This is a genomic window from Pseudomonas sp. S3E12 (assembly GCF_001702295.1).
Taxonomy (GTDB): Bacteria; Pseudomonadota; Gammaproteobacteria; order Pseudomonadales; family Pseudomonadaceae; genus Aquipseudomonas; species Aquipseudomonas marginalis.
On the sequence record NZ_MBDT01000008.1, the window covers coordinates 252,791 to 278,531 of the forward strand.

The 25,741-nt window shown below is 61.3% G+C and carries 15 protein-coding genes; 5 read left to right on the forward strand and 10 right to left on the reverse strand.

All coding sequences use genetic code 11. The features are described from left to right. Window position 1: 1 nt before the first annotated feature. A complete protein-coding gene (gene purL, locus BB029_RS11340; protein WP_065939234.1) occupies window positions 2–3,898 on the reverse strand; it encodes a phosphoribosylformylglycinamidine synthase in 3,897 nt (1,298 codons plus the stop codon). Between the two features lie 286 nt (window positions 3,899–4,184). On the opposite strand from purL, the gene mltF reads away from it, so the two are divergent. Further along, on the forward strand, window positions 4,185–5,645 hold the full coding sequence (mltF, locus tag BB029_RS11345) for a membrane-bound lytic murein transglycosylase MltF (RefSeq protein WP_027605438.1): 1,461 nt from the start codon (window positions 4,185–4,187) through the stop codon (window positions 5,643–5,645). 187 nt (window positions 5,646–5,832) lie between these two features. On the opposite strand, the gene BB029_RS11350 is transcribed toward mltF, so the two are convergent. From BB029_RS11350 to treP, 5 genes are all read right to left on the reverse strand, one after another. Next, window positions 5,833–6,120, reverse strand: coding sequence for a PTS transporter subunit EIIB (locus tag BB029_RS11350; RefSeq protein ID WP_065939235.1), 288 nt, complete (start codon window positions 6,118–6,120; stop codon window positions 5,833–5,835). Window positions 6,121–6,122: 2 nt separating this feature from the next. After that, the gene (ptsP, locus tag BB029_RS11355) at window positions 6,123–8,648 is read right to left on the reverse strand and encodes a phosphoenolpyruvate--protein phosphotransferase (protein ID WP_065939236.1); all 2,526 of its coding nucleotides are present in this window, start codon (window positions 8,646–8,648) and stop codon (window positions 6,123–6,125) included. Between the two features lie 61 nt (window positions 8,649–8,709). Further along, window positions 8,710–9,930: a carbohydrate porin gene (locus BB029_RS11360; protein WP_027605435.1), complete on the reverse strand. Its 1,221-nt coding sequence runs from the start codon at window positions 9,928–9,930 to the stop codon at window positions 8,710–8,712. A gap of 164 nt (window positions 9,931–10,094) precedes the next feature. Next, window positions 10,095–11,741 carry an alpha,alpha-phosphotrehalase gene (gene treC / locus BB029_RS11365; RefSeq protein WP_065939237.1) on the reverse strand — a complete coding sequence of 549 codons (1,647 nt, stop codon included), beginning with the start codon at window positions 11,739–11,741 and terminating at the stop codon, window positions 10,095–10,097. Window positions 11,742–11,797: 56 nt separating this feature from the next. Further along, entirely contained in the window at window positions 11,798–13,240 is a 1,443-nt protein-coding gene (treP, locus tag BB029_RS11370) for a PTS system trehalose-specific EIIBC component (RefSeq protein ID WP_065939238.1), read from the reverse strand. A 239-nt stretch (window positions 13,241–13,479) separates the two neighbouring features. On the opposite strand from treP, the gene treR reads away from it, so the two are divergent. From treR to BB029_RS11390, 4 genes are all read left to right on the forward strand, one after another. Next, window positions 13,480–14,184 (forward strand): trehalose operon repressor, encoded by a 705-nt coding sequence (treR, locus tag BB029_RS11375; protein ID WP_027605432.1) that lies wholly within the window; start codon window positions 13,480–13,482, stop codon window positions 14,182–14,184. Between the two features lie 65 nt (window positions 14,185–14,249). Next, window positions 14,250–17,309 carry a membrane-targeted effector domain-containing toxin gene (locus BB029_RS11380; RefSeq protein WP_065939239.1) on the forward strand — a complete coding sequence of 1,020 codons (3,060 nt, stop codon included), beginning with the start codon at window positions 14,250–14,252 and terminating at the stop codon, window positions 17,307–17,309. Window positions 17,310–17,464: 155 nt separating this feature from the next. After that, window positions 17,465–18,304 (forward strand): alpha/beta hydrolase, encoded by an 840-nt coding sequence (locus BB029_RS11385; protein ID WP_141696517.1) that lies wholly within the window; start codon window positions 17,465–17,467, stop codon window positions 18,302–18,304. Between the two features lie 269 nt (window positions 18,305–18,573). Then, complete coding sequence (locus BB029_RS11390; RefSeq protein WP_065939240.1) at window positions 18,574–20,877, forward strand: autotransporter outer membrane beta-barrel domain-containing protein; 2,304 nt, start codon at window positions 18,574–18,576, stop codon at window positions 20,875–20,877. Window positions 20,878–21,033: 156 nt separating this feature from the next. Here the strand turns inward: BB029_RS11390 and guaA are convergent, their stop codons facing one another. The 4 genes from guaA to BB029_RS11410 all read right to left on the reverse strand — a co-directional run bounded on the left by guaA (window position 21,034) and on the right by BB029_RS11410 (window position 25,674). Further along, window positions 21,034–22,611, reverse strand: a complete 1,578-nt coding sequence (gene guaA, locus BB029_RS11395; RefSeq protein ID WP_027605430.1) for a glutamine-hydrolyzing GMP synthase — start codon at window positions 22,609–22,611, stop codon at window positions 21,034–21,036. Between the two features lie 81 nt (window positions 22,612–22,692). After that, on the reverse strand, window positions 22,693–24,162 hold the full coding sequence (gene guaB, locus BB029_RS11400; RefSeq protein ID WP_010207937.1) for an IMP dehydrogenase: 1,470 nt from the start codon (window positions 24,160–24,162) through the stop codon (window positions 22,693–22,695). Window positions 24,163–24,266: 104 nt separating this feature from the next. Further along, a complete protein-coding gene (locus tag BB029_RS11405; RefSeq protein ID WP_065924854.1) occupies window positions 24,267–24,815 on the reverse strand; it encodes a sugar ABC transporter ATPase in 549 nt (182 codons plus the stop codon). 91 nt (window positions 24,816–24,906) lie between these two features. Beyond that, entirely contained in the window at window positions 24,907–25,674 is a 768-nt protein-coding gene (locus BB029_RS11410; protein ID WP_065939241.1) for a sulfite exporter TauE/SafE family protein, read from the reverse strand. Window positions 25,675–25,741: the final 67 nt, after the last annotated feature.

Consider the following 25,741-nt stretch of genomic DNA (forward strand, 5'->3'; position numbering starts at 1 on the left):
CTTAGTTCACCCACACGCGGGCGTTGCGGAACATGCGCATCCACGCACCGTCTTCGTTCCACTCTTCCGGACGCCAGGAGTTCTGCACGGCGCGGAACACACGTTCCGGGTGCGGCATCATGATGGTCACGCGACCGTCGCGGCTGGTGAGGCCGGTGATCCCGCGCGGCGAGCCGTTCGGGTTGGCCGGGTAGCTTTCGGTGACCTTGCCGTGGTTGTCGACGAAACGCATGGCCACGCAGCCGGACAGATCGGCCTCGAGCAACGCCTCTTCGCTTTCGAACTCGGCATGGCCTTCACCGTGGGCGATGGCGATCGGCATGCGCGAACCGGCCATGCCTTGCAGGAAGATCGAGTTGGATTCCTGCACCTGCACCATGGCGACGCGGGCTTCGAACTGCTCGGAACGGTTACGCACGAAGTGCGGCCAGAACTCGCTGCCCGGGATCAGCTCGTGGAGGTTGGACATCATCTGGCAACCGTTGCACACACCCAGGGTGAAGCTGTCGTTGCGTTCGAAGAAGCCCTGGAACGCATCGCGGGCACGGCTGTTGAACAGGGCCGACTTGGCCCAGCCTTCACCGGCACCCAGTACGTCGCCGTAGGAGAAACCGCCGCAGGCCACCAGGCCTTTGAACTCGTTGAGGTCAACGCGACCGGCGAGGATGTCGCTCATGTGCACGTCGATCGCATTGAAGCCGGCGCGGTCGAACGCGGCCGCCATTTCCACCTGGCCGTTGACGCCCTGCTCACGCAGCACGGCAACTTGTGGGCGGATGCCTTTCTTGATGTACGGCGCGGCGATGTCCTGGTTGACGTCGAAGCTGAGCTTGGTGCTCAGGCCTGGGTTGTCTTCTTCCAGGATTACGTCGAATTCCTGCTCGGCGCAGTCGGCGTTGTCACGCAGGCGTTGGATCTGGTAGCTGGTCTCGGCCCACTGGCGTTGCAGCAAGCGGCGCTGGCCGGCAAACACGGTGTCGCCGTTGAACGAGATGTTGATCTCGCCGTTGTTGATCGGCTGGCCGATCACCGCGACGCAGTCGTCCAGGCCAGCGGCGCTGAACTGTGCGAGTACGTCCGGGGTTGCGTCCTGGCGAACCTGGATCACCGCACCCAATTCTTCGTTGAAGAGGATGCCGTTGATTTCAGAGGCGTCCTCGGCAACGCTGTCGAGCACGATGTTCAGGCCGCAGTGACCGGCGAAGGCCATCTCGACCACGCTGGTCAGCAAACCACCGTCGGAACGGTCGTGGTAAGCCAGCAGGTGGCCGTCGGCGTTGAGGCCCTGGATCACGGCGAAGAAGGCTTTCAGGTCTTCGGCGTCATCCACGTCCGGAGCGTGCTTGCCGAGCTTGCCGTGGGTTTGTGCGAGGATCGAGGCGCCCATGCGATTCTGGCCACGGCCGAGGTCGATCAGGATCAGGTCGGTGGTGCCCTTGTCCATGCGCAGTTGCGGGGTCAGGGTCTGGCGGATGTCGGTGACCGGTGCGAAGCCGGTGACGATCAGCGACAGCGGCGAGGTGACGCTCTTGTCCACGCCTTCATCGTTCCAACGGGTGGCCATGGACATGGAGTCCTTGCCCACCGGAATGGTGATGCCCAGCTCCGGGCACAGCTCCATGCCGACCGCTTTCACGGTGTCGTATAGACGCGCGTCTTCACCTGGGTGACCGGCAGCGGACATCCAGTTGGCCGACAATTTGATGTCGGACAGCTTGCCGATGCGCGACGCGGCGATGTTGGTGAGGGTTTCACCAATGGCCATGCGGCCCGACGCCGGGGCGTCCAGCAGGGCCAGCGGCGTACGCTCGCCCATGGCCATGGCTTCACCGGTGTAGACGTCGAAGCTGGTGGCGGTGACGGCAACGTCGGCCACCGGCACCTGCCATGGGCCGACCATCTGGTCACGGGCCACCAGGCCGGTGATGGTGCGGTCGCCGATGGTGATCAGGAAGCTTTTGCTCGCCACGGCCGGGTGGTGCAGCACGCGTTCAATGCTGTCAGTCAGGTCCAGCGTGCTTGGGTCGAAATCATCGCCCAGCTCGGTTTCACGAACCGCCGAACGGTGCATGCGCGGGGCTTTGCCCAGCAGCACTTCAAGCGGCATGTCCACCGGGCTGTTGCCGAAGTGGCTGTCGGTGACCGTCAGTTGCGGCTCGGCAGTGGCTTCGCCGACCACGGCAAACGGGCAACGCTCGCGTTCGCAGATGGCCTGGAAGCGCGCGAAGTCTTCAGGGCCGACCGCCAGTACGTAACGTTCCTGGGATTCGTTGCTCCAGATTTCGTGCGGAGCCATGCCCGGCTCGTCGTTTGGAATGTTGCGCAGTTCGAAGCGGCCACCGCGGTCGCCATCGTTGACCAGCTCCGGGAAGGCGTTGGACAAACCGCCGGCGCCGACGTCGTGGATAAAGCTGATGGGGTTCTTGTCACCCAACTGCCAGCAACGGTCGATGACTTCCTGGCAGCGACGTTCCATCTCAGGGTTTTCGCGCTGTACGGAGGCGAAGTCGAGGTCTGCCGAGCTGGTGCCGGTGGCCATGGAGGAAGCCGCGCCGCCGCCCAGGCCGATCAACATTGCCGGGCCGCCGAGCACGATCAGCTTGGAGCCGACCAGGATCTCGCCTTTCTTGACGTGTTCTTCACGGATGTTGCCCATGCCGCCAGCCAGCATGATTGGCTTGTGGTAGCCGCGCACTTCATCGCCACGGGGGGTGGTGATGGACTGTTCGAAGGTACGGAAATAACCGGTCAGCGCCGGACGCCCGAACTCGTTGTTGAACGCGGCGCCGCCCAGCGGGCCTTCGATCATGATGTCCAGCGCCGTCACGATGCGCTCAGGCTTGCCGTACGGCACTTCCCATGGCTGTTCGAAGCCCGGGATCTGCAGGTTGGACACGGTGAAGCCGGTGAGGCCGGCCTTTGGCTTGGCGCCACGGCCGGTGGCACCTTCGTCGCGGATCTCACCGCCGGAACCGGTGGCTGCGCCCGGGAACGGGGCAATCGCGGTCGGGTGGTTGTGGGTCTCGACCTTCATCAGGATGTGCACCGGCTCCTGCACCGCGCCGTACTGGCGGGTTTCAGGGTCCGGGAAGAAACGGCCGGCAACCGAGCCGACGATCACCGAGGCGTTGTCCTTATACGCCGACAGAACGCCTTCGCTGTGCATCACGTAGGTGTTCTTGATCATGCCGAACAGGCTTTTTTCCTGACTTTCGCCGTCGATGTCCCAACTGGCGTTGAAGATCTTGTGACGGCAGTGCTCGGAGTTGGCCTGGGCGAACATCATCAGTTCGATGTCGTGGGGGTTGCGCTTGAGACCGTTGAAGGCGTTGACCAGGTAGTCGATCTCGTCTTCGGCCAGGGCCAGGCCCAGCTCGGTGTTGGCCTTCTCCAGCGCAGCGCGGCCACCGCCCAGCACGTCAATCGCGGTCAGCGGCTTGGGCTCGGCGTGGCTGAACAGGCCGGCAGCCTGTTCCAGCTGGCTGACGATGATCTGGGTCATGCGGTCGTGCAGGCTGCTGGCGATCAGCTCGGCCTCGGCGTCGCTGAACCCACCTTCGACGTAGAACGCGATACCACGCTCCAGGCGCTGGATCTTCTCCAGGCCGCAGTTGCGGGCGATATCGCTGGCCTTGCTCGACCAGGGCGAGATGGTGCCGAACCGTGGCAGGACCAGGAACAAGCGGCCGGTCGGCTCTTGAACGGGAACGCTTGGGCCGTACTTCAGAAGGCGTGCGAGCACTTGCTGTTCGTCGGCGGTCAAGACGCCGGTAACGTCGGCGAAGTGAGCAAATTCAGCATACAGGCCTGTAACCGCTGGAACCTTCTGGCTCAGTTGTTCAAGGAGTTTGCTGTGGCGAAAGGCAGAAAGGGCAGGAGCGCCGCGCAGGATCAACATCTTCGGGACAGCCTCGGGAAGGGGTGTGCTTTGAGGCCGTGCATTCTAGCGTAAACCATCGCCAACGGCACCCGAAACGGCACCGCTGGCGGCTGCCGAACGTCAGTTGGCACGGTTTGCACGCTATCGGGGCGTTATCCAAGGCATTCCGCGCAGTTATTTTAACCGTCACAATCGAGCGCCAAGCCACGTTTCTGCGGGTTGCAGCACAGTTTTGGCGGCGCTAGCAGACAAGTCCGCCGCTGTCGAGATATGGCGCCGTGGGCCGTTTGCGTATACTGCGCAGATGTTCTCCCCAACTGCTTTGCGCCCGCGATGCGCCAGATGGCTCATCGTCACCGGACTCTTCCTGATGCTCAGCGCCTGTGTTGATAAACCCAGCACGCTCGAGCGAATCAAGGAGGATGGCGTATTGCGGGTGATTACCCGAAACAGCCCGGCGACTTACTTCCAGGACCGCAACGGTGAAACCGGTTTCGAATACGAACTGGTCAAGCGTTTTGCCGATGACCTGGGCGTGAAGTTGGAAATCGAGACCGCCGACAACCTTGACGACCTGTTCGGCCAGTTGGGCAAACCCAACGGCCCGGTGCTCGCCGCGGCCGGCCTGGTCAGCAGTGAGCAACGCCAGCAACAGGTGCGGTTCTCCCACCCTTACCTGGAAGTCACCCCGCAGATCATCTACCGCAACGGCCAGTCACGCCCGACGAACGCGGCGGACCTGGTGGGCAAGAAGATCATGGTGCTCAAGGGCAGCACCCACGCCGAACAACTGGCCGCGCTTAAGAAGCAGAACCCGGCCATCGAATACGAAGAATCCGATGCCGTCGAGGTGGTCGACCTGCTGCGCATGGTGGACGAGGGGCAAATCGACCTGACCCTGGTGGACTCCAACGAAGTGGCGATGAACCAGGTGTACTTCCCCAACGTACGGGTGGCGTTCGACCTCGGCAACGCCAGCAACCAGAGCTGGGCCGTGGCCGCCGGCGACGACAACAGCCTGCTCAACGAGATCAACAGCTACCTGGACAAGGTGGAAAAGAACGGCACCCTGCAACGCCTTAAAGACCGCTATTACGGGCACGTCGATGTACTCGGCTATGTCGGCGCCTACACCTTCGCCCAGCATTTGCAGCAGCGGCTGCCCAAATACGAGAAACACTTTCGCGCCTACGCCAAGGAAGAAAAAGTCGATTGGCGCCTGCTTGCGGCCATCGGCTATCAGGAATCGCTGTGGCAACCGGCGGTCACCTCAAAGACCGGCGTGCGCGGCCTGATGATGCTGACCCAGAACACCGCCCAGGCCATGGGCGTGTCCAACCGCCTGGATGCCAGGCAAAGCATCATGGGCGGCGCCAAGTACCTGGCCAAGATCAAGGACGAGCTGGACGACAAGATCGCCGAGCCCGACCGCACCTGGTTCGCCCTCGCCGCTTATAACGTCGGCACCGGCCATCTGGACGACGCGCGCATCCTGGCGAAGAAGGAAGGCCTGAACCCGAACAAGTGGCTGGACGTGAAGAAGATGCTGCCGCGCCTGTCGCAGAAGCAGTGGTACAGCAAGACCCGCTACGGCTACGCCCGGGGCGGCGAGCCGGTGCACTTCGTGGCGAACATCCGGCGCTACTACGACATCCTGACGTGGGTGACCCAGCCGCAGTTGGAGGGTAACCAGGTGGTGGAAGGTAATCTGCATGTGCCGGGTGTGGATAAAACCAAGCCGCCGGAAGACACCCCGCAGTTGTAAAACTGATCTTCCCAACACCACAAAACCAATGTGAGAGGTGGCTTGCCCTAATGCCAGTCAGTTAAGGCTTTTTGTAGGAGCGAGCTTGCTCGCGAAAAACTCACAGGCACCGCGTTCATTCAGGAAGCACGCGTTATTGTTGACGTTTCTCGCGAGCAAGCTCGCTCCTACAGGAGGCGATGTACGCCTACTTGGCTTCGAGCCCGATGAGCAAATGGACCACCCCACCCGTCAATACCATCACCCCAGAGACCCCCGCGGCCTTTAACGCCGCAGCATCAAACTTCTCAGCATCCTGCAATTGCACCCGCACCCGCGTCAGCGCCACACGCTGCTGCGACTTGAGGTTATTCGTACCGCCCAGCGCCCTCAGCACCTCGGCCGACAACAGCCCCTGTGTCGGCACCGCCACCGTCTCGGCAATCAAATCCGGGGTCAGGGCTTTCCAGAACGCCCGCTGCAATTTCTCGAACATGCTCAGTGCTCCACGACAGGTGAGGTTTCAACGGTGGCCGCGTGGTACAGGCGCAAGGCCTCGCGCACCTGGGCGGCCTCTTCCAGGCCCAGTACCTGACGGGCGATGGTCTGGCAGCCGGCCAGGTCCAGCTCGCGGACGGTGGCCTTGATGCTGGGGATCAGCGGCACACTGACCGACAGTTCATCCACCCCCAACCCGAGCAACACCGGCACCGCCAGGGCTTCGGAGGCCAGTGCGCCGCATACGCCCACCCACTTGCCATGGGCATGGGCGGCCGTGACGGTGGCGGCGATCAGGCGCAATACCGCCGGGTGAAAGCTGTCGGCCTGGCTGGCCAGGCGCGGGTGATCACGGTCCATGGCCAGGGTGTATTGGGTCAGGTCGTTGGTGCCGATGGAGAAGAAATCCACATGGGGCGCAAACACATCCGCCATCAGGGCCGCCGACGGCACCTCGATCATGATGCCCAGTTTGGGCAACGCGCTGAGCCCAAGGGCCTGGGCTTCTTCTTCCAGAATCTGGCGGGCCAGGTGCAGCTCCGACAGCAGGCTGACCATCGGCAACATGATATGCAGGCGTGCCAGCCCGGCACTGGCGAGGATCGCGCGCAACTGTTCACGCAACAGCTCCGGGCGCTCCAGGCACAGGCGTATGCCGCGCAGGCCCAGGAACGGGTTGGTTTCACTGTCCATCGGCACGTACGCCAGGGGTTTATCGCCGCCGACGTCCAGGGTGCGCACCACCAGATTGCGCTCGGTGCCCAGGGCACGGGCGATGGCGCTGTAGGTGGCGGCCTGCTCATCCACGCTTGGGGCGCGATTGCGATCCAGGTACAAAAACTCCGAGCGCAGCAGGCCGACGCCTTCGCCCCCGAGGGCCAGGGATTGCTCCACTTCCTGCAACGAAGCGACGTTGGCGCTCACCTCGACGTGATGGCCGTCGCGGGTAATCGCAGGCACTAAAGCCTGCGCCACGTCACGCTGGCGTCGCAGCACGTGCTGCTTACGCGCAGCTTCCAGCTGTTCGATCTCGGCCAGGTTGGGGTCCAGGTGCAGCTCGCCCTTGTCGGCGTCGAGCAGGACCTGTTTGCCATTGGCCAGCGCCAGCACTTCAGGCCCGACCCCACACATGGCAGGCAGGCCCAAGGCCCGCGCCAGGATCGCGACATGGCTGGTCGCCCCGCCGCCGACGGTGACAAACCCCAGCACTTTTTGGGTGTCGAGGCTGGCGGTTTGCGAAGGCGTCAGTTGCTCGGCAACCAGGATCGCGCGGTCGGGCAGGTCCCAGGCGCGGTCTTGAATACCGAGGATCAGCTTCAGCACACGCCGGCCGACATCCGCCAGGTCCGCCGCACGTTCGGCCAACAGGGCATTGCCCAAGTTCTGGAACAGCTGGGCAGTGGCGACCGTGGCGCTGTTCCAGGCAAATGCGGCGCTCTTGCCTTCGGCCAGCAGGCCATCGGCTTGTTCCAGCAGCGTCGGGTCTTCGAGCAACTCCTGATGGGCACGGAAAATCTGCGCCTGGGCACTGCCCGCCGCCTGGGTTTGCAGGGCTTGCAGCGCTTCGGTTGCAGCCAGCAAGCCACGGTTCAAAGCGGCGCGCTCGAACGCCTCGCCAGCGCCCTGTTCAATCACCTTCAGCTCGGGCTCAGCAACCTGGACCACTTGGCCAAACGCCGATCCCGGCGATGCGCAAACGCCTCGCAGCAGCGTCGCCGACGATACCGGCACGGGCGCTTCAAGCTGTGCAGCCGGTGCCGCGATGGCCTCGCCGCAGCCTTCAAGCAACAGCGCGACCAGCGCCTGGATCGCCGCCTCGGCGTCGTCACCGGCCGCACTCACTTGCAAGGTATCGCCCTGCACGGTTTGCAGCGCCATGATCGCCACCAGCGACTTGGCGTTGGCACTCTGGGTTTGCTTGTGCAGGTAAATGCTCGCGTTAAAACCTTTCGCGGCTTGTGCCAATACGGCGGCCGGGCGCGCGTGCAAACCGTTGGCGTTGGGTAAGGTCAACGGCTTGGAGAAGCGTGCATCGCCCTCCTCCTCATCGGCCTCCTCTACCCGGTTGCCGGGTGCTACCTGCAACACCGGTTGGCCCAATTCCACCAGGCCGCTTGCCAATGGCGTGAACGGCTCGCCGCTGACCACCAGCATCAAGGTCAGCAAACTGCGTGCGTTGAGCGCCACGTAGTCGGCGTCGAATTCGATCAGCGCTTGCCCGGCCTCCACCCGCTGGCCTTCCTCGACCAGGCGGGTGAAGCCCTTGCCTGCCAGGTTCACGGTGTCCAGGCCGATATGCATCAGCACCTGCACGCCGTTGTCGTTGGTGACGCTGACCGCATGCCCGCTGTCCTGGATATTGCTGATCACCCCGGCCAGGGGCGCGCACAGGGTCTGCGAGGTGGGATCGATGCACAGGCCGTCGCCGATCATGCGGCTGGCGAACACCGGGTCAGGCACCTTGTCCAGTGCCAGCAGCACGCCGGACAAGGGCGCCAGCAGTTCCAGGGATTGAGTTGCGGTCATGACGTCACCTGCCGTTTTGTTCTGTAAAAATCCTTGGGTGGATGCCTATCCCATGGATGACTTATTTCCACCAGTATTCAACCTGCACGCCCACGTTCGACCCATGCCGCGCGGTGCCATAGGCGCCGGTGTCGGACAATGCCGAGCCCGCCGCCAGTTCATTCGCTGCACGCTTGGCCGCTTCGTTCCAGGTCGCATAGGTGTAGTACAAACGCACTTCCGGCCGCGCCCAGAAATCCGGGCCGTTGGGCGACCAGGTCGGGGCGAAGGTAAATTTGCTCAGCTTGCGCGTGCCGCCGGTGGCATCGACCTGATCATGCCCAAGCTCGGTGACCAGTTTGAATTGTTCGCTGATCGCATACGCGGGGCGTACGCCGATGGACATCCAGGTCTGGTCCTGGCTGCCGGGGCGAATATCCTTCTGGTACACCGCCTCGATCTGCCCACCAAAACGCGGGGTCACTTGCCAGTCGAAGAACTCCACGGCGCGATAACTTTTGCTGCTGTTATCCAGGAAGGTATTGCCGGTGTAGCCCAGGCCGGTGCCGGGGCCTTCGCCGTACTGCAAAGCGAATTTGTTCTTGCCGCCCAGGAAGGGCTTTTGCACATGCTGCGCGGTGAGTGCCCAGCCGCTGTGGGTGTCACGCCCACCGGCCTTTTCGATATGGCTCAAGCCCAGCTCCAGCTCGCCGCCGGGGTTGGTCTTGAAGCCCGCGACGTTGAAGTCGTGACGGGTGGCGTATTCCTTCTGGTACAGGTTGTCCTTGCGCGAAATGGCGTAGCTGTACTTGAGGTCGCCGATCAGCACGTCCTCGATACCGCCGCCGGTGGCGCTCTGGTTCCAGTAGTAGAAGTCGGAAATATGGATGTCATTGCGTTTGTAGTAACGCCGACCGGCCCACAGCGAACCGCCATTGAGGGCAGGCAGGTTCGACCACTGCGCATACATCTGTGGCATGCGCGCCGAGCCGTTGTCTTCGCCCTGGAATTTAAGGGCGCGGTCGTATTGGTTGTACAGCGATGCCATGGCGTCGACGCTGAGCACTGAGCCATCGTCGAGGGTCAGCAGGTCCTGACGCAGTTCCAGCTCGGCGTACTGCTCGCATTCGTTGCCCAGTCGGTATTTGGTTTGCGCCCCCGGCAACTGGAAACACTGCTGCTTGCCACTACCTGTCGACGTCCCCGCGCCGCTGCGTAAGTAACCGGCAAATTCCAGGGCCTGCGCGCCGAATGGCAGGCTCAGGCAGGATGCAACGAGGCCCAGCTTTATTGTTGTTTTCATGAATGCTCCTTCTATTTTTATTGTTTTATTACTGTCCTTGCACGACACGATTCCCTGTAGGAGCGAGCTTGCTCGCGAAGAACGCTAACGATTACGCAGCGATACTGGTTTAACGCGGCGCTCTCAGGTTTTTCGCGAGCAAGCTCGCTCCTACAGGGGGCGTATCAATCAATCAGGTGCAGCACGAACGATTCGTAGGGGCGCAAGACGACCGTAGCCGTGCGTCGCGGGCAGTCGGGGTAGTTGCTGATCAGCAGGCGTTGCTCGGTCGCTGCGCCGATCACGTCGCCAGGCAGTTGGATCTCACAGGGTTGGCCGTAGAAGTTGTTCAGCACCAGCAGGCGCTCACCGTGGCCTTCGCGCAGGTACGCCCAGACCTGCAAATGGTCTTGCAGCAGTTGGCGGTACACACCCTCTTGAATCAGCGGTTCGTGACGACGCAGGGCGATCAGTGCGCGGTAGTGATGCAGCACGGAGTCGGGATCGTCGCGCTGGTGTTCAACGTTGATCTGCGCAGCATTCGCCGGGAGGCCGATCCAGGGCTCGCCGGTGCTGAAACCCGCATTCGGCTGCGTGTTCCACTGCATGGGCGTACGGCCGTTGTCGCGGGACTTCTGTATGATCGCCGCCATGCTCGCCGCTTCGGAGTCACCGGCATCGCGCTTGAGGCGGAAGATGTTCAGGGTCTCCACATCGCGGTACTGATCGATGCTGTCGAAGCCCGGATTGGTCATGCCCAGTTCTTCGCCCTGGTACACGAACGGCGTGCCCTGGAGGAAGTGCAGCGCGGTGGCGAGCATCTTGGCCGAGACCACACGATGCTCACCGTCGTCACCAAACCGCGAGACCACCCGGGGTTGATCGTGGTTACACCAGAACAGCGCATTCCAGCCGCCACCGGCCTGCATGCCCAGTTGCCAGTCGGAGAGGATCTGCTTGAGTTGCAGGAAGTCGAAGTCGGCCTTCACCCACTTCTGCAGGTTCGGGTAATCGACTTTCAGGTGATGAAAGTTGAAGGTCATCGACAGCTCTTTCGACTCTGGCCGCGAGTAGCGAATGCAATGCTCAAGGCTGGTGGACGACATCTCGCCGACGTTGATCAGGTCATGGCCTTCAAAGACTTCGCGGTGCATCTCCTGCAGGTATTCATGCACGTTCGGGCCGTCGGTGTAGAAGCGGCGGCCGTCGCTGTTGTCTTCGGGGAAATCGGCGGGCTTGGAGATCAGGTTGATCACGTCCAGGCGGAAACCGCCCACGCCCTTGTCACGCCAGAAGCGCATCAACTTGAACACCTCGGCACGCACCTGGGGGTTGTCCCAATTGAGGTCGGCCTGGGTGTGGTCGAACAGGTGCAGGAAGTACTGGCCGGTTTGCGCCTCGTATTCCCAGGCCGACCCGCCGAACTTGGATTCCCAGTTGTTCGGCTGGTCGCGCCAGATGTAGAAGTCGCGGTAGGGGTTGTCGAGGCTGCTGCGCGCCTGCTGGAACCACTCATGCTCGATGGAGGTGTGGTTGACCACAATGTCGAGCATCAGCTTGATGCCACGCTTGGCCGCTTCGCTGATCAACAGGTCGCAGTCGGCCATGGTCCCGTAGCTGGGGTCGATGGCGTAGTAGTCGCTGATGTCGTAGCCGTTGTCCCTTTGCGGCGAGCGCAGGAACGGGGTGATCCACAGGCAATCCACGCCCAGCCATTTGAGGTAGTCGAGTTTGTCCACGATGCCCAGCAGGTCACCGGTGGCGTTACCCGCGTGGCTGTGGAAGCTCTTGGGGTAGATCTGGTAGATCACCGAGTGTTGCCAGTCTTGCATGGTGGATTCCTTCAGTAGAGTTTTGTGCTGGCCTCTCGGGCCTTGATGGCGATTGATCAGGCGACGCGATAACCCGGCCGAACAATCTTCATGCTCAACGCACAGGTCAATGCAAACGGCACGACCATCGCGATGACCATCCCGATCACAAACATCGCGATGGATTGCGGCACGATCGAGATAAACCCAGGTAAACCACCGACGCCGATGGCCGAGGCCTGCACCTTGTTCAGCGACAGGAAAATGCTGCCCAGCGCCGAGCCCACCAGGGCCGCGTAAAACGGAAACTTGAAGCGCAGGTTCACCCCGAACATCGCCGGTTCCGTGATGCCGAAGTAGGCGGAAATCGCCGAGGTCGAAGCCATGCTTTTATCCCGCGCATTGCGGGTGGTGTAGAACACCGCGAGCGCGGCGCTGCCCTGGGCCAGGTTGGACATCACGATCATCGGCCAGATAAAGGTGCCGCCCTGGGTAGAAATCAGTTGCAGGTCCACGGCGAGGAACATGTGGTGCATGCCGGTGATCACCAGCGGCGCGTACAGCAGGCCGAAAATCGCTCCGCCAACCATCGGTGCCAGGTCAAACAGGGTGACCACGCCTTCGGTGATCAGGATGCCGAGGTGGCGGGTGACCGGGCCGATGATCGCCAACGCCAGCACGCCGGTGACGACGATGGTGGTGATTGGCACGACCAGCAATTGAATGGCGTTGGGCACGCGAGCGCGCAGCCATTTCTCGATGACGCTCATCACATACGCCGCCATCAGGATCGGCAGGATCTGCCCCTGGTAGCCGACTTTCTCGATCTTGAACCAACCGAAAATATCGAAGTACGGCAGGCTCTGGCCGTCGAGCCCGGCGACCGCCTTGCCGTAGTTCCAGGCATTGAGCAGATCGGGATGCACCAGCATCAGGCCGAGCACAATGCCGAGGATTTCACTGCCACCAAAGCGCTTGGCCGCCGACCAGCCCACCAGCGCCGGCAGGAACACGAACGAGGTGTTGGCCATCAGGTTGATCAGGCTCCACAAGCCATCCAGGTTCGGATACGCCTCCAGCAGCGTCTGGACCTCGATGAACATGCCCTTGGCGCCCATCAGGTTGTTCACGCCCATCAACAGGCCAGCGATGATCAACGCGGGCAGGATCGGCATGAACACATCGGAGAACACCCGCACCAGGCGCTGCATGGCGTTGGTCTTGTCGGCGCCCTTCTTCTTCACATCGGCGATGGTGGCGGCAGCGAGGCCGGTCTGTTCGCGCAGGGCGGCGTAGACCTTTTCCACTTCGCCGGGGCCGATCACCACCTGGAACAAACCGCCGGTGAAGAACGAGCCCTTGACCAGATCGACCTGGTTCAACGCGCTGTTGTTGACCAGGCTCGGGTCCTTGAGCGCCAGGCGCAGGCGGGTCACGCAGTGGGCAGCTTGCTCAAGGTTGTCGCTGCCCCCGAGGTGCTCGAGGATCTCGCGGGCAATGTTGGAATAGTCGTGGCTCATGCTTGGTTTCCACTTTGATTTTTTTATTTGGGGGGCAGTCATTGGCAGCACGCCGAAGGCAAAAGTACTCGTACAGACGAGTTAAAGCAACAACTCGTCTGTACGAGTTTGATTTTGTTTATTCCCTACAGGACACCGCTGCGCTGCAAGCCGCAGAAATCCATGGGTCTAATGGACAAACTCCCGCTCTGCCTCTAAGGTTCCTGCCTTGAACGCCAACGCGGCACAGAGCCCTATCCATGAGCAAATACAACCAGATCTATACCGATCTGCTTGCCAGCATCACCACCGAACGCCTGCAACGCGGCACGCGCCTGCCCTCCGAAACCGAATTGATGGACAGCTACCAGGCCAGCCGAGGCACCGTGCGTCGCGCCATCGAGCAGTTGCAGGAGCGAGGGTTTGCGCAAAAGATCCACGGCAAGGGCACCTTCGTGCTCTCGCCCAACCCGATTGAGTTCCAACTCGGCGGCATCGTCAGCTTCCACGAAACCCACGCCGACCTGGGCGATGACGTACGCACCGAAGTGGTCGAATTCACCCAGCTCCCCCTGGAAGGCCCGCTGTTGCAACACATCGAGGCCGAACCCGGCAGCCTCATCACACGCATCAAACGGGTACGGCGCATCGGCGGCAAACGGGTGATCCTCGACATCAACCACTTCGTCGCCGACCTGATCCCCGGCCTGGACCAGGCGATTGCCGAACAGTCGATCTACGCCTTCATCGAGCAGACCTTGCAACTGCAGATCAGCTACGCCCAGCGCACCATCGAAGCCCTGCCCCGCAGCAAGGACGACCAGACGCACCTGGACCTCGAAGGTCAGAGCCATGTGATCGTGGTGAGCAACCAGACGTTTTTGCAGGACGGGCGGCAGTTCGAGTACACCGAGTCGCGGCATACGTTGGATAAGTTTTACTTCTCCGATATCGCCAGGCGCTAACTATCTACCCAACGCCCGTCTAAACGGCTTGGCATGCTCGGCTCTTCCCCCTTAAGGAGAGCAGCATGCCGCTTGCCGACACCTCCCCCGCCGCTCAGCAACAACTCAGGGCCCTGGCGCCCATCGTGCTGGATGCGTGCCCGAACATGCAGAGGATGGCCATCGAGGCCGCCCGCGAGATTCTCGCAAAATACGATCTGGCGAACCTGGATCCCGATCACGTGTACTGGCACCGCTTCAACGGCGGCGTCGGTGACCCGGCGACGTTTACGGGCTGGAGCCACAACGAAAAACCCCAGGCGTCGATGACGCTGACGCAGTTGGTCATTCACCGCTTCGAGGTCCATGACCAGGACAATGCCGACCTGCTCGACGGTGATGGTGGCTTTTATCGCGAAGGTGCCGAAGCGCGGTTATTCGATCAGCATAACGAAGTGCCGCTGTCCGCCAGCGCGGTGCTCAAGGACTTCTGGGCGATCAATTTCAGCGATCGCTACACCACGCGCATGGATGCATTCTGGCGCACTCACTTCGATGATTTTCGCACCCTGGCCAAGGTCAACTGCCTGGCCGAGGCCCTGCAAGCACGACAGGCCGGGCATCTCAGCAAGTCGCAGTTGCAGACGGTGATTCGAGCCCTGGCCAGCAATCTGTGCTGGCCCCCAACCCTGTCCAACCTGCAAGCCAAGGCCACTTCAGCCAGCGGGCTGCGTGTGGCGGCGCTGGATATTGGTGGACATACCGCTACGGATATCCTGCGCATCGTCGACGGCGATGGCCGGCAAATTCTCTACGTTCCGGGTGAGTCCCAGGCCTTCCACTGTTTCGAGACCGCAGCTGACCTGCATTTCTGGCTGCTGAACCAGACCAGCCACCCGGATAATCGCGCACGCTTCATGGCTCACTTTCCACTGTCGGCCCAGGTGCAGCAGGACGACACCGATGCCGTGACGTGGAAACAGATGCTGCTCACCCCCGTGCTGATCTATCGCACCGCCCAGGCCCTGGCGGGTACCCTGCCGCCGGACTGGGTGGACAAGGGCCTGTCCCACCAACTCGACCAGTTGTTTGTCGACTGGGGCACCTGGGACCACCGCCTGATCAATCAAGCCGACCAGACCATCGAGGACGATGCCTTTACCTGGCTGGCGCAATCGAGTCAGACGCGCATGCGCAATGACACGGATTTTTCCCTGCGCAGCAATGGCGACCTGCGCAAGAAACTCTGGATCGGCTACCTGAACGCCTTTGGCAAAACCTTCGGCCCGATGGCCGTGGTCGGCTGGCCGGTAGCGTTGGTGGTGGTGGGGGCCAGTGCGGCAAATCTTGGCCTGAACATCGACCAGGCCATCAACGGCAAGACCCCGGCCGAACGCCACGCCGGGGAGCTGGGCGCGGTATTCAGTGCCATCGATACGCTGTTTAACCTGGCACTGTTGAAAGCCGACGGGGTCGTGCCCGATATCGCCGAAGCAGCCGATACCCTCGCAACGGAGCCCATTGAGCTGACGCCGCCCACAGCGCCCGCCAGCGCACCGCCGGTGCCTGAGCCTGTGGTACCCGCCACCTACCAGGCCAACCTGATACTGGAAGGAGAACACCTGGATACCGCCCCCGGAAAGTTCCAGCAGGTCTATAGCCTGCGGACCTCCGACGGCATGCCTCAGCAAGCCATCCTGATGAACGACCAAGCCTATTACGTGCGCTACGAAGCCGACCCCAACGGTCGTGGGCATTGGGCGATTGTCGACCCGAACAACCCCCATGGCTTTTCCGGCGCGCTGCCGGTGCGCCTGAACGAACTCAACGAATGGGAACCTGTGCCCCACGGCAACGGTTTGAAAGGCGGCGGGGGAAACTCCAGCAAAAGCGCCCGGAGGCTGGCCCCCTCGCAGGTTCCGCCACCGCCACAAGCGATGACCACGCCACCCCACTCGCTGCGCAGGGTGACCAGCCCCTTCGATACCCCGCCATCCACCCGCCCGGAAGTGAAACGCTGGGCAATGGGCCTCACTGAAACCCATGTTCACAGCCGCTTCGGCCGCATTGACCGCTTCACCTACTACTTCGGCGAAACTCAGCGCAAACTGCTGCAATCAGCACAAGACTTCTACAAGGAACTGTCCTGGACCCGCCTGCCACCTCGTCCGGACATCCCCGCCTTTGAACCGACAACGGCCTTCGAAGAAGTCCTCGAACGCCTGCCCGAAGACCTACCGGGCTACGTCATCGGCGAAACCCTGGACCGCATCACCAGCACCCGCCTGGTGATCAGCAACATGCCGCTCTTCGCGCGCAAGGGCGTGAAAACCTTGTATGTGCGGCGCCTGCTCAACGACTTCGCCCAGGATGATCTGAACCACTACTTCCAGACCGGCGAGATGCCGGAGGACCTGGAAAGCTACCTTGGCAAGCTGGGCACCGATCCATCCGGGCGGTTCAACGAACTGGAACTGGTCAAGACCGCCAGGGCCAATGGCATACGCGTGCAGGCTATCGACTGCGCAGCCCATTACAAATACCCCACCCCTATCGCCGATCTTTCAGAGCAGGTGATGAGCAATTACCTCGCCCACATCCTTGTTCAAGCCGACAGAGCGCTGAACGGCGGCGGTAAATGGCTGGTACTGACCGGCGCCAGAAACATCAACACCTTCAATGGATTCGCCGGTCTCAGTGAACTGGAAGGAGGTATCGGTCTGCGTATAGAAGAGGTCTTTCCGGGGCAAGGCAACGAGGTGCGTATCGACCCCGGCATCGCCATTGATCGCGACAGCGCCCCCAGTCATGAAAGCATCGGTGACAGCTTCGACACCTTGCATGCCGACCTGCGCGTACAAGTGGAAGCGCCGACGGTGCACCGGACATTGGAGCAACAGCAGAGGCTGCTGTTTCGCAAGGGCATGTACCTGATCGACGAAAACCAGGGCAACTACACCCTGCGGCACCACAGCAGAGACAGGGGCATCGTTGCGACCCCCATCAATCGGCTGGCCGACGGCAGCTTTTACATTGACCGCCCGGCCTGGGCAGGCGTGCATGACATACGGTTCCCCACGCTGGAACAGCTGTCCAGCGCCCTCACCAATATGGGCATGAGTCTGCAAAGTCGGCTTCCTGCCTGACAGGTAATAAAAAACCTGGCCGAGGCCAGGTTTTTTACTCACTCTAGCGGAGGGTGTCGATGCCCCCGCCATCAGACTCAGACTTTGCCTTTCCCATGAATAAACACTTTCCCTGTCGTCGGACATTGGCCTGCCTTTATAAAGCCTGGATGGTGATGGTCAGCGCGCTTCTCATCGCCTGCCAATCGCCGCGCGAGGCACTGCAACAACTGGCTGAAGAGCATGGACGACAATTGGAAGTCCTGCCGGGACACGCCTTCCCCCTCTTCATACTTGCGCCGCGCACGGCAGAAAAGATGACTCGCCTGCGTGTTTACCTGGAAGGCGATGGCCATTCCTGGGCGACGGCCACTCAACCCAGCCTGGATCCGAGCCCGCACAATCTGTTAGTGCCACGGCTGGCAGTCGATGATCCGACACCGAATGCGTACCTGGCACGTCCCTGCCAGTTCGTCATGACCGCAGCCTGTCAGCCAGCACTCTGGACCAACCGACGATTTTCCCAGGAAGTGGTCACCCGCCTCAGCCAGGCGTTGGACCAACTAAAACAGCGATATGGCAATAGTGAGTTCGAACTGGTGGGGTATTCAGGTGGTGCCGCTCTCGCATTATTGTTAGCGGCGCAGCGCAATGATGTTACCCAGGTGCAGACCCTTGCTGGCAATCTCAGTCCACGCCTGTGGGCGACGATGAAAGGGCTGTCGCCGCTCGACGGTTCACTGGATCCGCTGGACTACCGTGATCGACTCGCCTTATTACCCCAGCGTCATTTCATCGGAGAAGCTGACCTGATCATTCCCGGTAAGCTAGCTGATAAGTACCAACAGGCGCTTGACTCCCCCCTCTCCCAATACGTTCCTGTACCAGGAGCAAACCACGACAGTGGGTGGGAAGCAACTTGGAGCCAATGGGTCAAAACTCCGTTGGCACATGAGAATCCTCAGATTGAGGACGGGAAGGTCCGTTTAAAAACATCCGAATCCCCTTCCCCCTAGTGCCTGACCCGCCCGGGACTGCAATAGCGACTCTAACGTTCCGATTATTGCTGAATGTTCCCGTAAAACTTCAAAAAACAACTGGGACGTCGCATTTTTTAGCTTTTTGTTCGGCATTAATTATTTTTATGATGAATTGTCCTACAGGCATCGTGTAAATTCGAGCGCGCTTGAATCAGCACTCACTGACAAGCTGGCAGGGATGCCTAAAAACTGACGCTGACGCGTGCGTTATTCCCTGTCAGTTTTTGCCCTGTAAGGATACTGCCTTGAACATTTCCCACCTGCGCCGCTCGTTGTTGGCGCTGTCCGTCGCGGCTGCCACTGCCACGGCCCATGCTGCACCCGCACCCGACCTTAACTACGACCTGAGCACAGGGGCATACAGCAGCTCCGATGAGGTTTTCAATAACGCCACCTTCACCGGGACGTCGCAAAACGCAGGTGTAAATCTGATGAATGTGACCCTGGCGGGTAACTTGGTCAACCAGGGCAAAATCAACCTGACGGCTGCGACCCCCACCGACTTCCCGTCCGGTATCGCCATGACCCTCAATTCCAACGTCGGTGGCGACTTGGTAAATAATGGCGACATTACGGTGAGCGGCAACGCCGTCGTCGGGCTGGACCTGTATCTGGCAAAGATCGCTGGTGAAGTGAACAACAACGGCAACATCACTGTGACTGGCGCAAATGCCGAAGGCATGCTGATCACCTCTACCCAGGCGCGCATCAATAACTCGGGCACTATCACCGCGCGTGGCATCGACTCTGTGGGTATCGACATCGAGAAAGCACGCTTTACCGGTCAGATGGCAGGCGCTCCCTTCAAGAGTGATATCAACAACAGCGGGACTATCTCCGCTGACGGGGTCGGCATCCGCTTTCGCAGCCTCGACACCTCCGGCGGTTTCGACACCCTCTCCATCAGGCAGACAGGTGGCCTCATCGAAGGCGGCACCGCAGCCATTCTGGCGGACGACAATACCTCCCCTTCGTATTTCTACTGGCAGGGTGGTCAGGTCAAGGGTGACCTGCTGGGCCTGAGTGGTGTGCTGGTGCGAGGGGACGCGATGTTCGATGGCTCGACCATCCGCGCCGGTTACGTCGATATCGACGGTGGCCGCCTGACTCTCCTTCGCCCGCAGACCACGATTGTGGGCGACCTCGACATGGACAGCGACACTGCGCGCCTGCGCCTGCTGCTGGATAACAACACGCAGCCCAACACGCCGATCCTGAAAGTCACCGGCAATACCTTCTTCTCTCCAGGCAGCCAGATCGAACTGCAGGCTCGCTCCGACGACTTCCGCACGTCGGCCCAGGGCACCCGCTACACCCTCATTAACTCTGGCACTTGGGAAGACCCGCAGAACCTGTCCGTGGTTTCCTCCTCAGCGCTGCTTGAAGTGAGGAACTTCGGCATCGAAGGCCAGGACGTGAAAGCACTGGTTGCCACCCGCAGTGATGAGGTGATCACACAAGACCTGCTGGGTGCCCGTGGTTCGCGCAATGCGGTGAACGCCATCACGCCGCTCAAGAACACGGCCCTGGGCCAGATGGACGAAAGCGACCCGGTATTCCAGCGTTTCGCCAACGCCGCCACCAGTGAAGAGCTGGCCAAGCTTGCCGAAACCCTGGCCCCGGACGTCAGCCGTGGGGCGGTCAACGCCGCCACCAACAGCCAGAACCTGGTCGCAAGTGCCATCAACCGCCGCGCCAGCAAAGCACGTAGCGGCCTGTCCTCCGGTGACGTCCTGGCAGAACAAGGCGTATGGCTGCAAGCGCTGTCCAGCGATGCCAACCAGGACAGCCGCCACGGTATCGACGGCTACGACGCCAACACCAACGGCATCGCCGTGGGTGCCGACGGCAAACTCAACACCGATACCACCGTGGGCTTGGCTTACAGCTACCTGACCAGCGACGTCAAATCCGACCTGGGCAACAAAACCGACGTCAGCGGCCATGCACTGACCCTGTATGGCAACTGGGCCCGTGACAACTTCTTCGTCGACACCTCGCTGATGTATGGCTGGAACGACAACGAGTCTAAACGCTACATCGCCGGCACCCGCGCCAAGGCCGACTACGACAGCGAGATCTTCGGCGTCAACGCACTGGCAGGCTACACGTTCCAACTCGACAAACAGTGGCTGCTGGAACCACAGGTCGGTGCGCGCTATGCCAACGTATCGATTGATTCGTACCGTGAAAAAGGCAGCTCAGCCGCCCTCAACGTCGGCAGCCAGCGTTATGAAATCGGCGAAATGGGCCTGGGCGCTCGCCTGGCGGCCGCCTTTGACGTAGGCGTGGGCAGCCTGGAACCGGAAGCCAAGCTGATGGCCTGGCACGATTTCATCGGCGACAAGGCCGGTACCACCTCCACCTTCGTGCTCGGCGGTACCCCGTTCACCACCACCGGCGCGACACCCGCACGCGACAGCTACGAGCTGGGACTGGGCGCGAACTACCGCGTGGGCGCGTGGAGCGTGGGAGGGATGTACAACTACCTGACCAGCAGCGGTTTCGACGCCGACACCTTCACTGCGAACGTGCGTTACGATTTCTGATTAACGTGTTCGTCTGAAACAACAAAGCCCGCCAATGCGGGCTTTGTTGTTTCAGACGAGACCCGCACCACGCACCATGAACCGAGCCATTGATGACGTGGAAAAATCGCAGCCACCTGGTTTTTTACCTATGAATCAGGTGGTTGCGGATCAGCCTTACTCCCACTCAATCGTCGCCGGCGGCTTGCTCGACACGTCATAAGTAACGCGCGAAATACCTTCGATCTCATTGATGATACGGCCGCTGACGGTTTCCAGCAGTTCGTACGGCAGGTGTGCCCAACGGGCGGTCATGAAGTCGATGGTTTCTACCGCACGCAGGGCCACGACCCAGGCGTAACGACGGCCATCGCCTACAACGCCCACGGACTTAACCGGCTGGAACACCACGAACGCCTGGCTGACCTTGTGGTACCAGTCGGCCTTGCGCAGTTCTTCGATGAAGATGTGGTCGGCACGACGCAGCAGGTCGGCGTATTCCTTCTTCACTTCACCGAGGATGCGCACGCCCAGGCCCGGGCCTGGGAATGGGTGGCGGTACACCATGTCGTACGGCAGGCCGAGTTCCAGGCCCAGACGGCGGACTTCGTCCTTGAACAGTTCGCGCAGCGGTTCTACCAGCTTGAGGTTCATTTCCTCAGGCAGGCCACCCACGTTGTGGTGGGACTTGATCACGTGGGCCTTGCCGCTCTTGGCGCCGGCCGACTCGATCACGTCGGGGTAGATGGTGCCCTGGGCCAGGTACTTGATGTTGTCCAGCTTGTTGGACTGGGCATCGAACACGTCGATGAAGGTGCGACCGATGATCTTGCGCTTCTTCTCCGGGTCGGACTCGCCGGCCAGGTTGTTCAAGAACTGCTCTTCGGCGTTGGCGCGGATCACCTTGACGCCCATGTTCTCGGCGAACATGGCCATTACCTGCTCGCCTTCGTGCAGGCGCAGCAGGCCGTTGTCAACGAACACGCAGGTCAGTTGGTCGCCGATGGCCTTGTGCAGCAGCGCAGCGACCACGGAGGAGTCAACGCCGCCGGACAGACCGAGCAGCACGTTGTCGGTACCGACCTGGGCGCGTACGTTGGCGATCGCGTCTTCAGCGATTTTCGACGGGGTCCACAGGGCTTCACACTCGCAGATGTCGAGAATGAAGCGCGACAGGATGCGCCCGCCTTGCTTGGTGTGGGTCACTTCCGGGTGGAACTGCACGCCGTAGTAGCGACGCTCGTCGCTGAACATGCCGGCGATCGGGCAGCTCGGGGTGCTGGCCAGGATGTGGAAGTCTTCCGGCATCCTGGTGACCTTGTCACCGTGGCTCATCCACACGTCGAGGCCGAACAGGCCGTCGGCGTCGATGTGGTCTTCGATGCCGTCCAGCAGGCGGCTCTTGCCGACCACGTCGACACGGGCATAACCGAATTCACGCAGCTCGGAACCTTCAACCTTGCCGCCCAGTTGCTCGGCCATGGTCTGCATGCCGTAGCAGATACCAAAGACAGGAACACCCAGGTCGAACACGGCTTGCGGGCAACGCGGGCTGTTGGCTTCGTGCACGGACTCGGGGCCACCGGCGAGGATGACGCCTTTCGGTGCGAATTCGCGGATCGCTTCGTCATCCATGTCGAACGGGTGCAGTTCGCAGTACACGCCGATTTCACGCACGCGGCGGGCGATCAGTTGGGTGTACTGGGAACCGAAGTCGAGGATCAGGATGCGGTGGGCGTGAATGTCGAGGGCCATGAAGTCAGTCTCGTCTAATGAATCAGAAACAACTCGGGGCTGAAAGAACAGCCCCGGTTACTTAACGTTTTGCTGGAAGCCTCAACCTACGCGGTAGTTTGGCGCTTCCTTGGTGATCTGCACGTCGTGGACATGGGATTCAGCCATGCCGGCGCCGGTGATCCGTACGAACTCTGGCTTGGTGCGCATTTCTTCGATGTCGGCGCTGCCGGTGTAGCCCATCGAGGAACGCAGGCCGCCCATCAGTTGATGGATGATGGCGCTCAGGGTGCCCTTGTACGGCACACGGCCTTCGATGCCTTCCGGTACGAGCTTCTCGGCGCCTGCCGAGGAGTCCTGGAAATAACGGTCGGAAGAGCCTTGCGCCTGGGACATGGCGCCCAGCGAACCCATGCCGCGGTAAGCCTTGTAGGAACGGCCCTGGAACAGTTCGATCTCGCCCGGCGCTTCTTCGGTACCGGCGAACATCGAGCCCATCATCACGCAGGAAGCACCGGCAACGATAGCCTTGGACAGGTCACCGGAGAAACGGATGCCGCCGTCGGCGATCAGCGGTACGCCAGTGCCTTCAAGGGCAGCGGCGACATTGGCGATGGCGCTGATTTGCGGCACGCCCACACCGGCAACGATACGCGTGGTGCAGATCGAGCCAGGGCCGATACCGACCTTGACCGCATCGGCACCGGCTTCGGCCAGGGCCTTGGCGGCAGCGCCGGTGGCAATGTTGCCGCCGATCACCTGCACCTCAGGGAAGTTCTGCTTGACCCAGCGAACGCGGTCGATCACGCCTTTGGAGTGACCGTGGGCGGTGTCGACCACCACCACGTCAACACCGGCCGCCACCAGGGCCGAAACGCGATCACCGGTGTCTTTGCCGGTACCGACCGCAGCGCCGACGCGCAGACGACCTTGGTCATCCTTGCTGGCCAGCGGGTAAGCCTTGGCTTTTTCGATGTCGTTGACAGTCATCATGCCCTTGAGGGCGAATTTGTCGTCGACGATCAGCACGCGCTCGATACGGTGCTTGTGCAGCAGTTCGCGCACGTCGTTCTTGTCGGCACCTTCCTTGACAGTCACGAGGCGCTCTTTAGGCGTCATCACTTCGCGGACGGTGACTTCCAGACGGTTCTCGAAACGCACGTCACGGGAAGTGACGATGCCGACCAGGTCGCCATCGTGCAGTACCGGAACGCCGGAGATGTTGTGCAGGCGAGTCAGGTCGAACAGGTCACGCACGGTAGCGTCGGCTTCGATGGTGATCGGATCCTTCACCACACCGGCTTCGTAACGCTTGACCTTGCGCACTTCGGCAGCTTGCTGCTCGATGGTCATGTTCTTGTGGATGATGCCGATGCCGCCTTCCTGGGCCATGGCGATTGCCAAACGGGCTTCGGTGACGGTGTCCATGGCAGCGGAAACCAGGGGAATATTCAGCTCGATGCCACGGGTTAGGCGGGTCTTGAGACTGACTTCGTTAGGAAGCACCTCGGAATAACCGGGCACTAGGAGAATGTCGTCGAATGTCAGAGCTTCTTGGCTGATACGCAGCATCGCGGGGGCTCCCGAGCGGGAAAATGGAAGCGCGCCATTATACTCAGACACCCCCCAGGTCTCAATGTAAAACTCTGACATATTTGGGAATAGTGATAGAAGGACTACAGCTCGACTTTGACCCAGCTGATCTTCTGGTCCAGCCAATCGGCGAATTCGTCGATAAAGCTCTGCTTGAACCCCGCCTCCGCCCAGTTGTTGAAGATGAATCCCAGGTTGGAAAACCCGCACGCCTGCAGGAACAGGAAGCCGTTGATGTCATCTTCATGCCCACACAGCGGGCAGGTGAAGTTGTCGGTGTGGCCGGGCATCCAGTCTTCCAGGCTTTCGAACAGCGCCTCGCCGACTTCCTTGAGGCATTCCGGGCAGCCGGCTTCTTCGAGAAAGCCCTTGGCCGGGGTATAGATGCAGCGCTTGTAGATGATCTCCAGGCCATTGACCGGCTCGTTGAACGGCAGCGCCTCGGGGTGCAGCACCACGGCGCGGGCGCCGTCCGCCAGGGCATAGGCCATGCGGTTGCCGGTGCGGCCACAGGTGGTCAGTTCTTCCTTGATGATGTTCTTGCGCACCAGCCACCGCACGATCGCCCGGGCGCGGGGTTCGTGGACGGGCAAGGTGGAGATTTTCGGGACAAGGATGCTTTGGGAATTCATGGGGGACCTGCGGCGTGGCTTCTGGCCTCATCGCGGACAAGCCCGCGATGAGGCCCGGGAGGACGGCAGCTTAATCCCTGAAGAAATCAGGTCAAGTGCTCAAGTACCGCCCAATCAACGCAATGCCACTGGCCAGCACCAACCACGTCACCAGCCGGACGAAGGCCTCACGGGACATGCGCATGGTCAGCCTGCGCCCACACCACAGCCCCAGGGCCATCGCCGGCAGCAGGCACAGCGCCAACATCAGTAGCGGCCAGTCAGCATACACCCCGGCGATCAGGAACAGGCTCAGGCGCACCACCGTGCTGCAGCTGATCAGCGCGCTTTGGGTGGCGCGCGCCGCGTCCTTGGGCAACCGGCTGTTGAGGTAGATTGCATATAAAAAGCCACCACTGCCGAACAACGCACCGAACAACCCGCCTACGGTGCCCATGGGGATCGACCAGCCAGCGGCCAGCTGCGTTGGCCGGTTTTTTACCGCCAGACTGTAAATCGCATAGGCGCTGATAAACAGCCCCATCAGCAGCAGCAACAGGTCCGAATGCAGGTTGAGCAGAAACACCACGCCCAGGGTGCAACCGATGGCCATGCACGGCAGCAGGCGCAGCAACTCAGCCTTGTTCACGTCACGCCGCGTTTGCAGCAGGCCGCCGAAGGCCGCGACGAAATCCAGCAGCACCAACAGCGGGATGATCTTCGACAGCGGCATAAACACGAGCAGGATCGGCCCCGCCACCAGCGCCGTGCCAAAACCGGCGATGCCGAACACGATATAGGCCACCCCCACGCCCAGGCCGATCGCCAGCCAATCCATACCACCAAATGACCACTGACTCATCAGCTCAACCGGGCTCATGGGTAATTCCTTATTGAAGATGACCATCACTTTAGCCATCGGTGAGGGATGCGACTAATATCTTCAA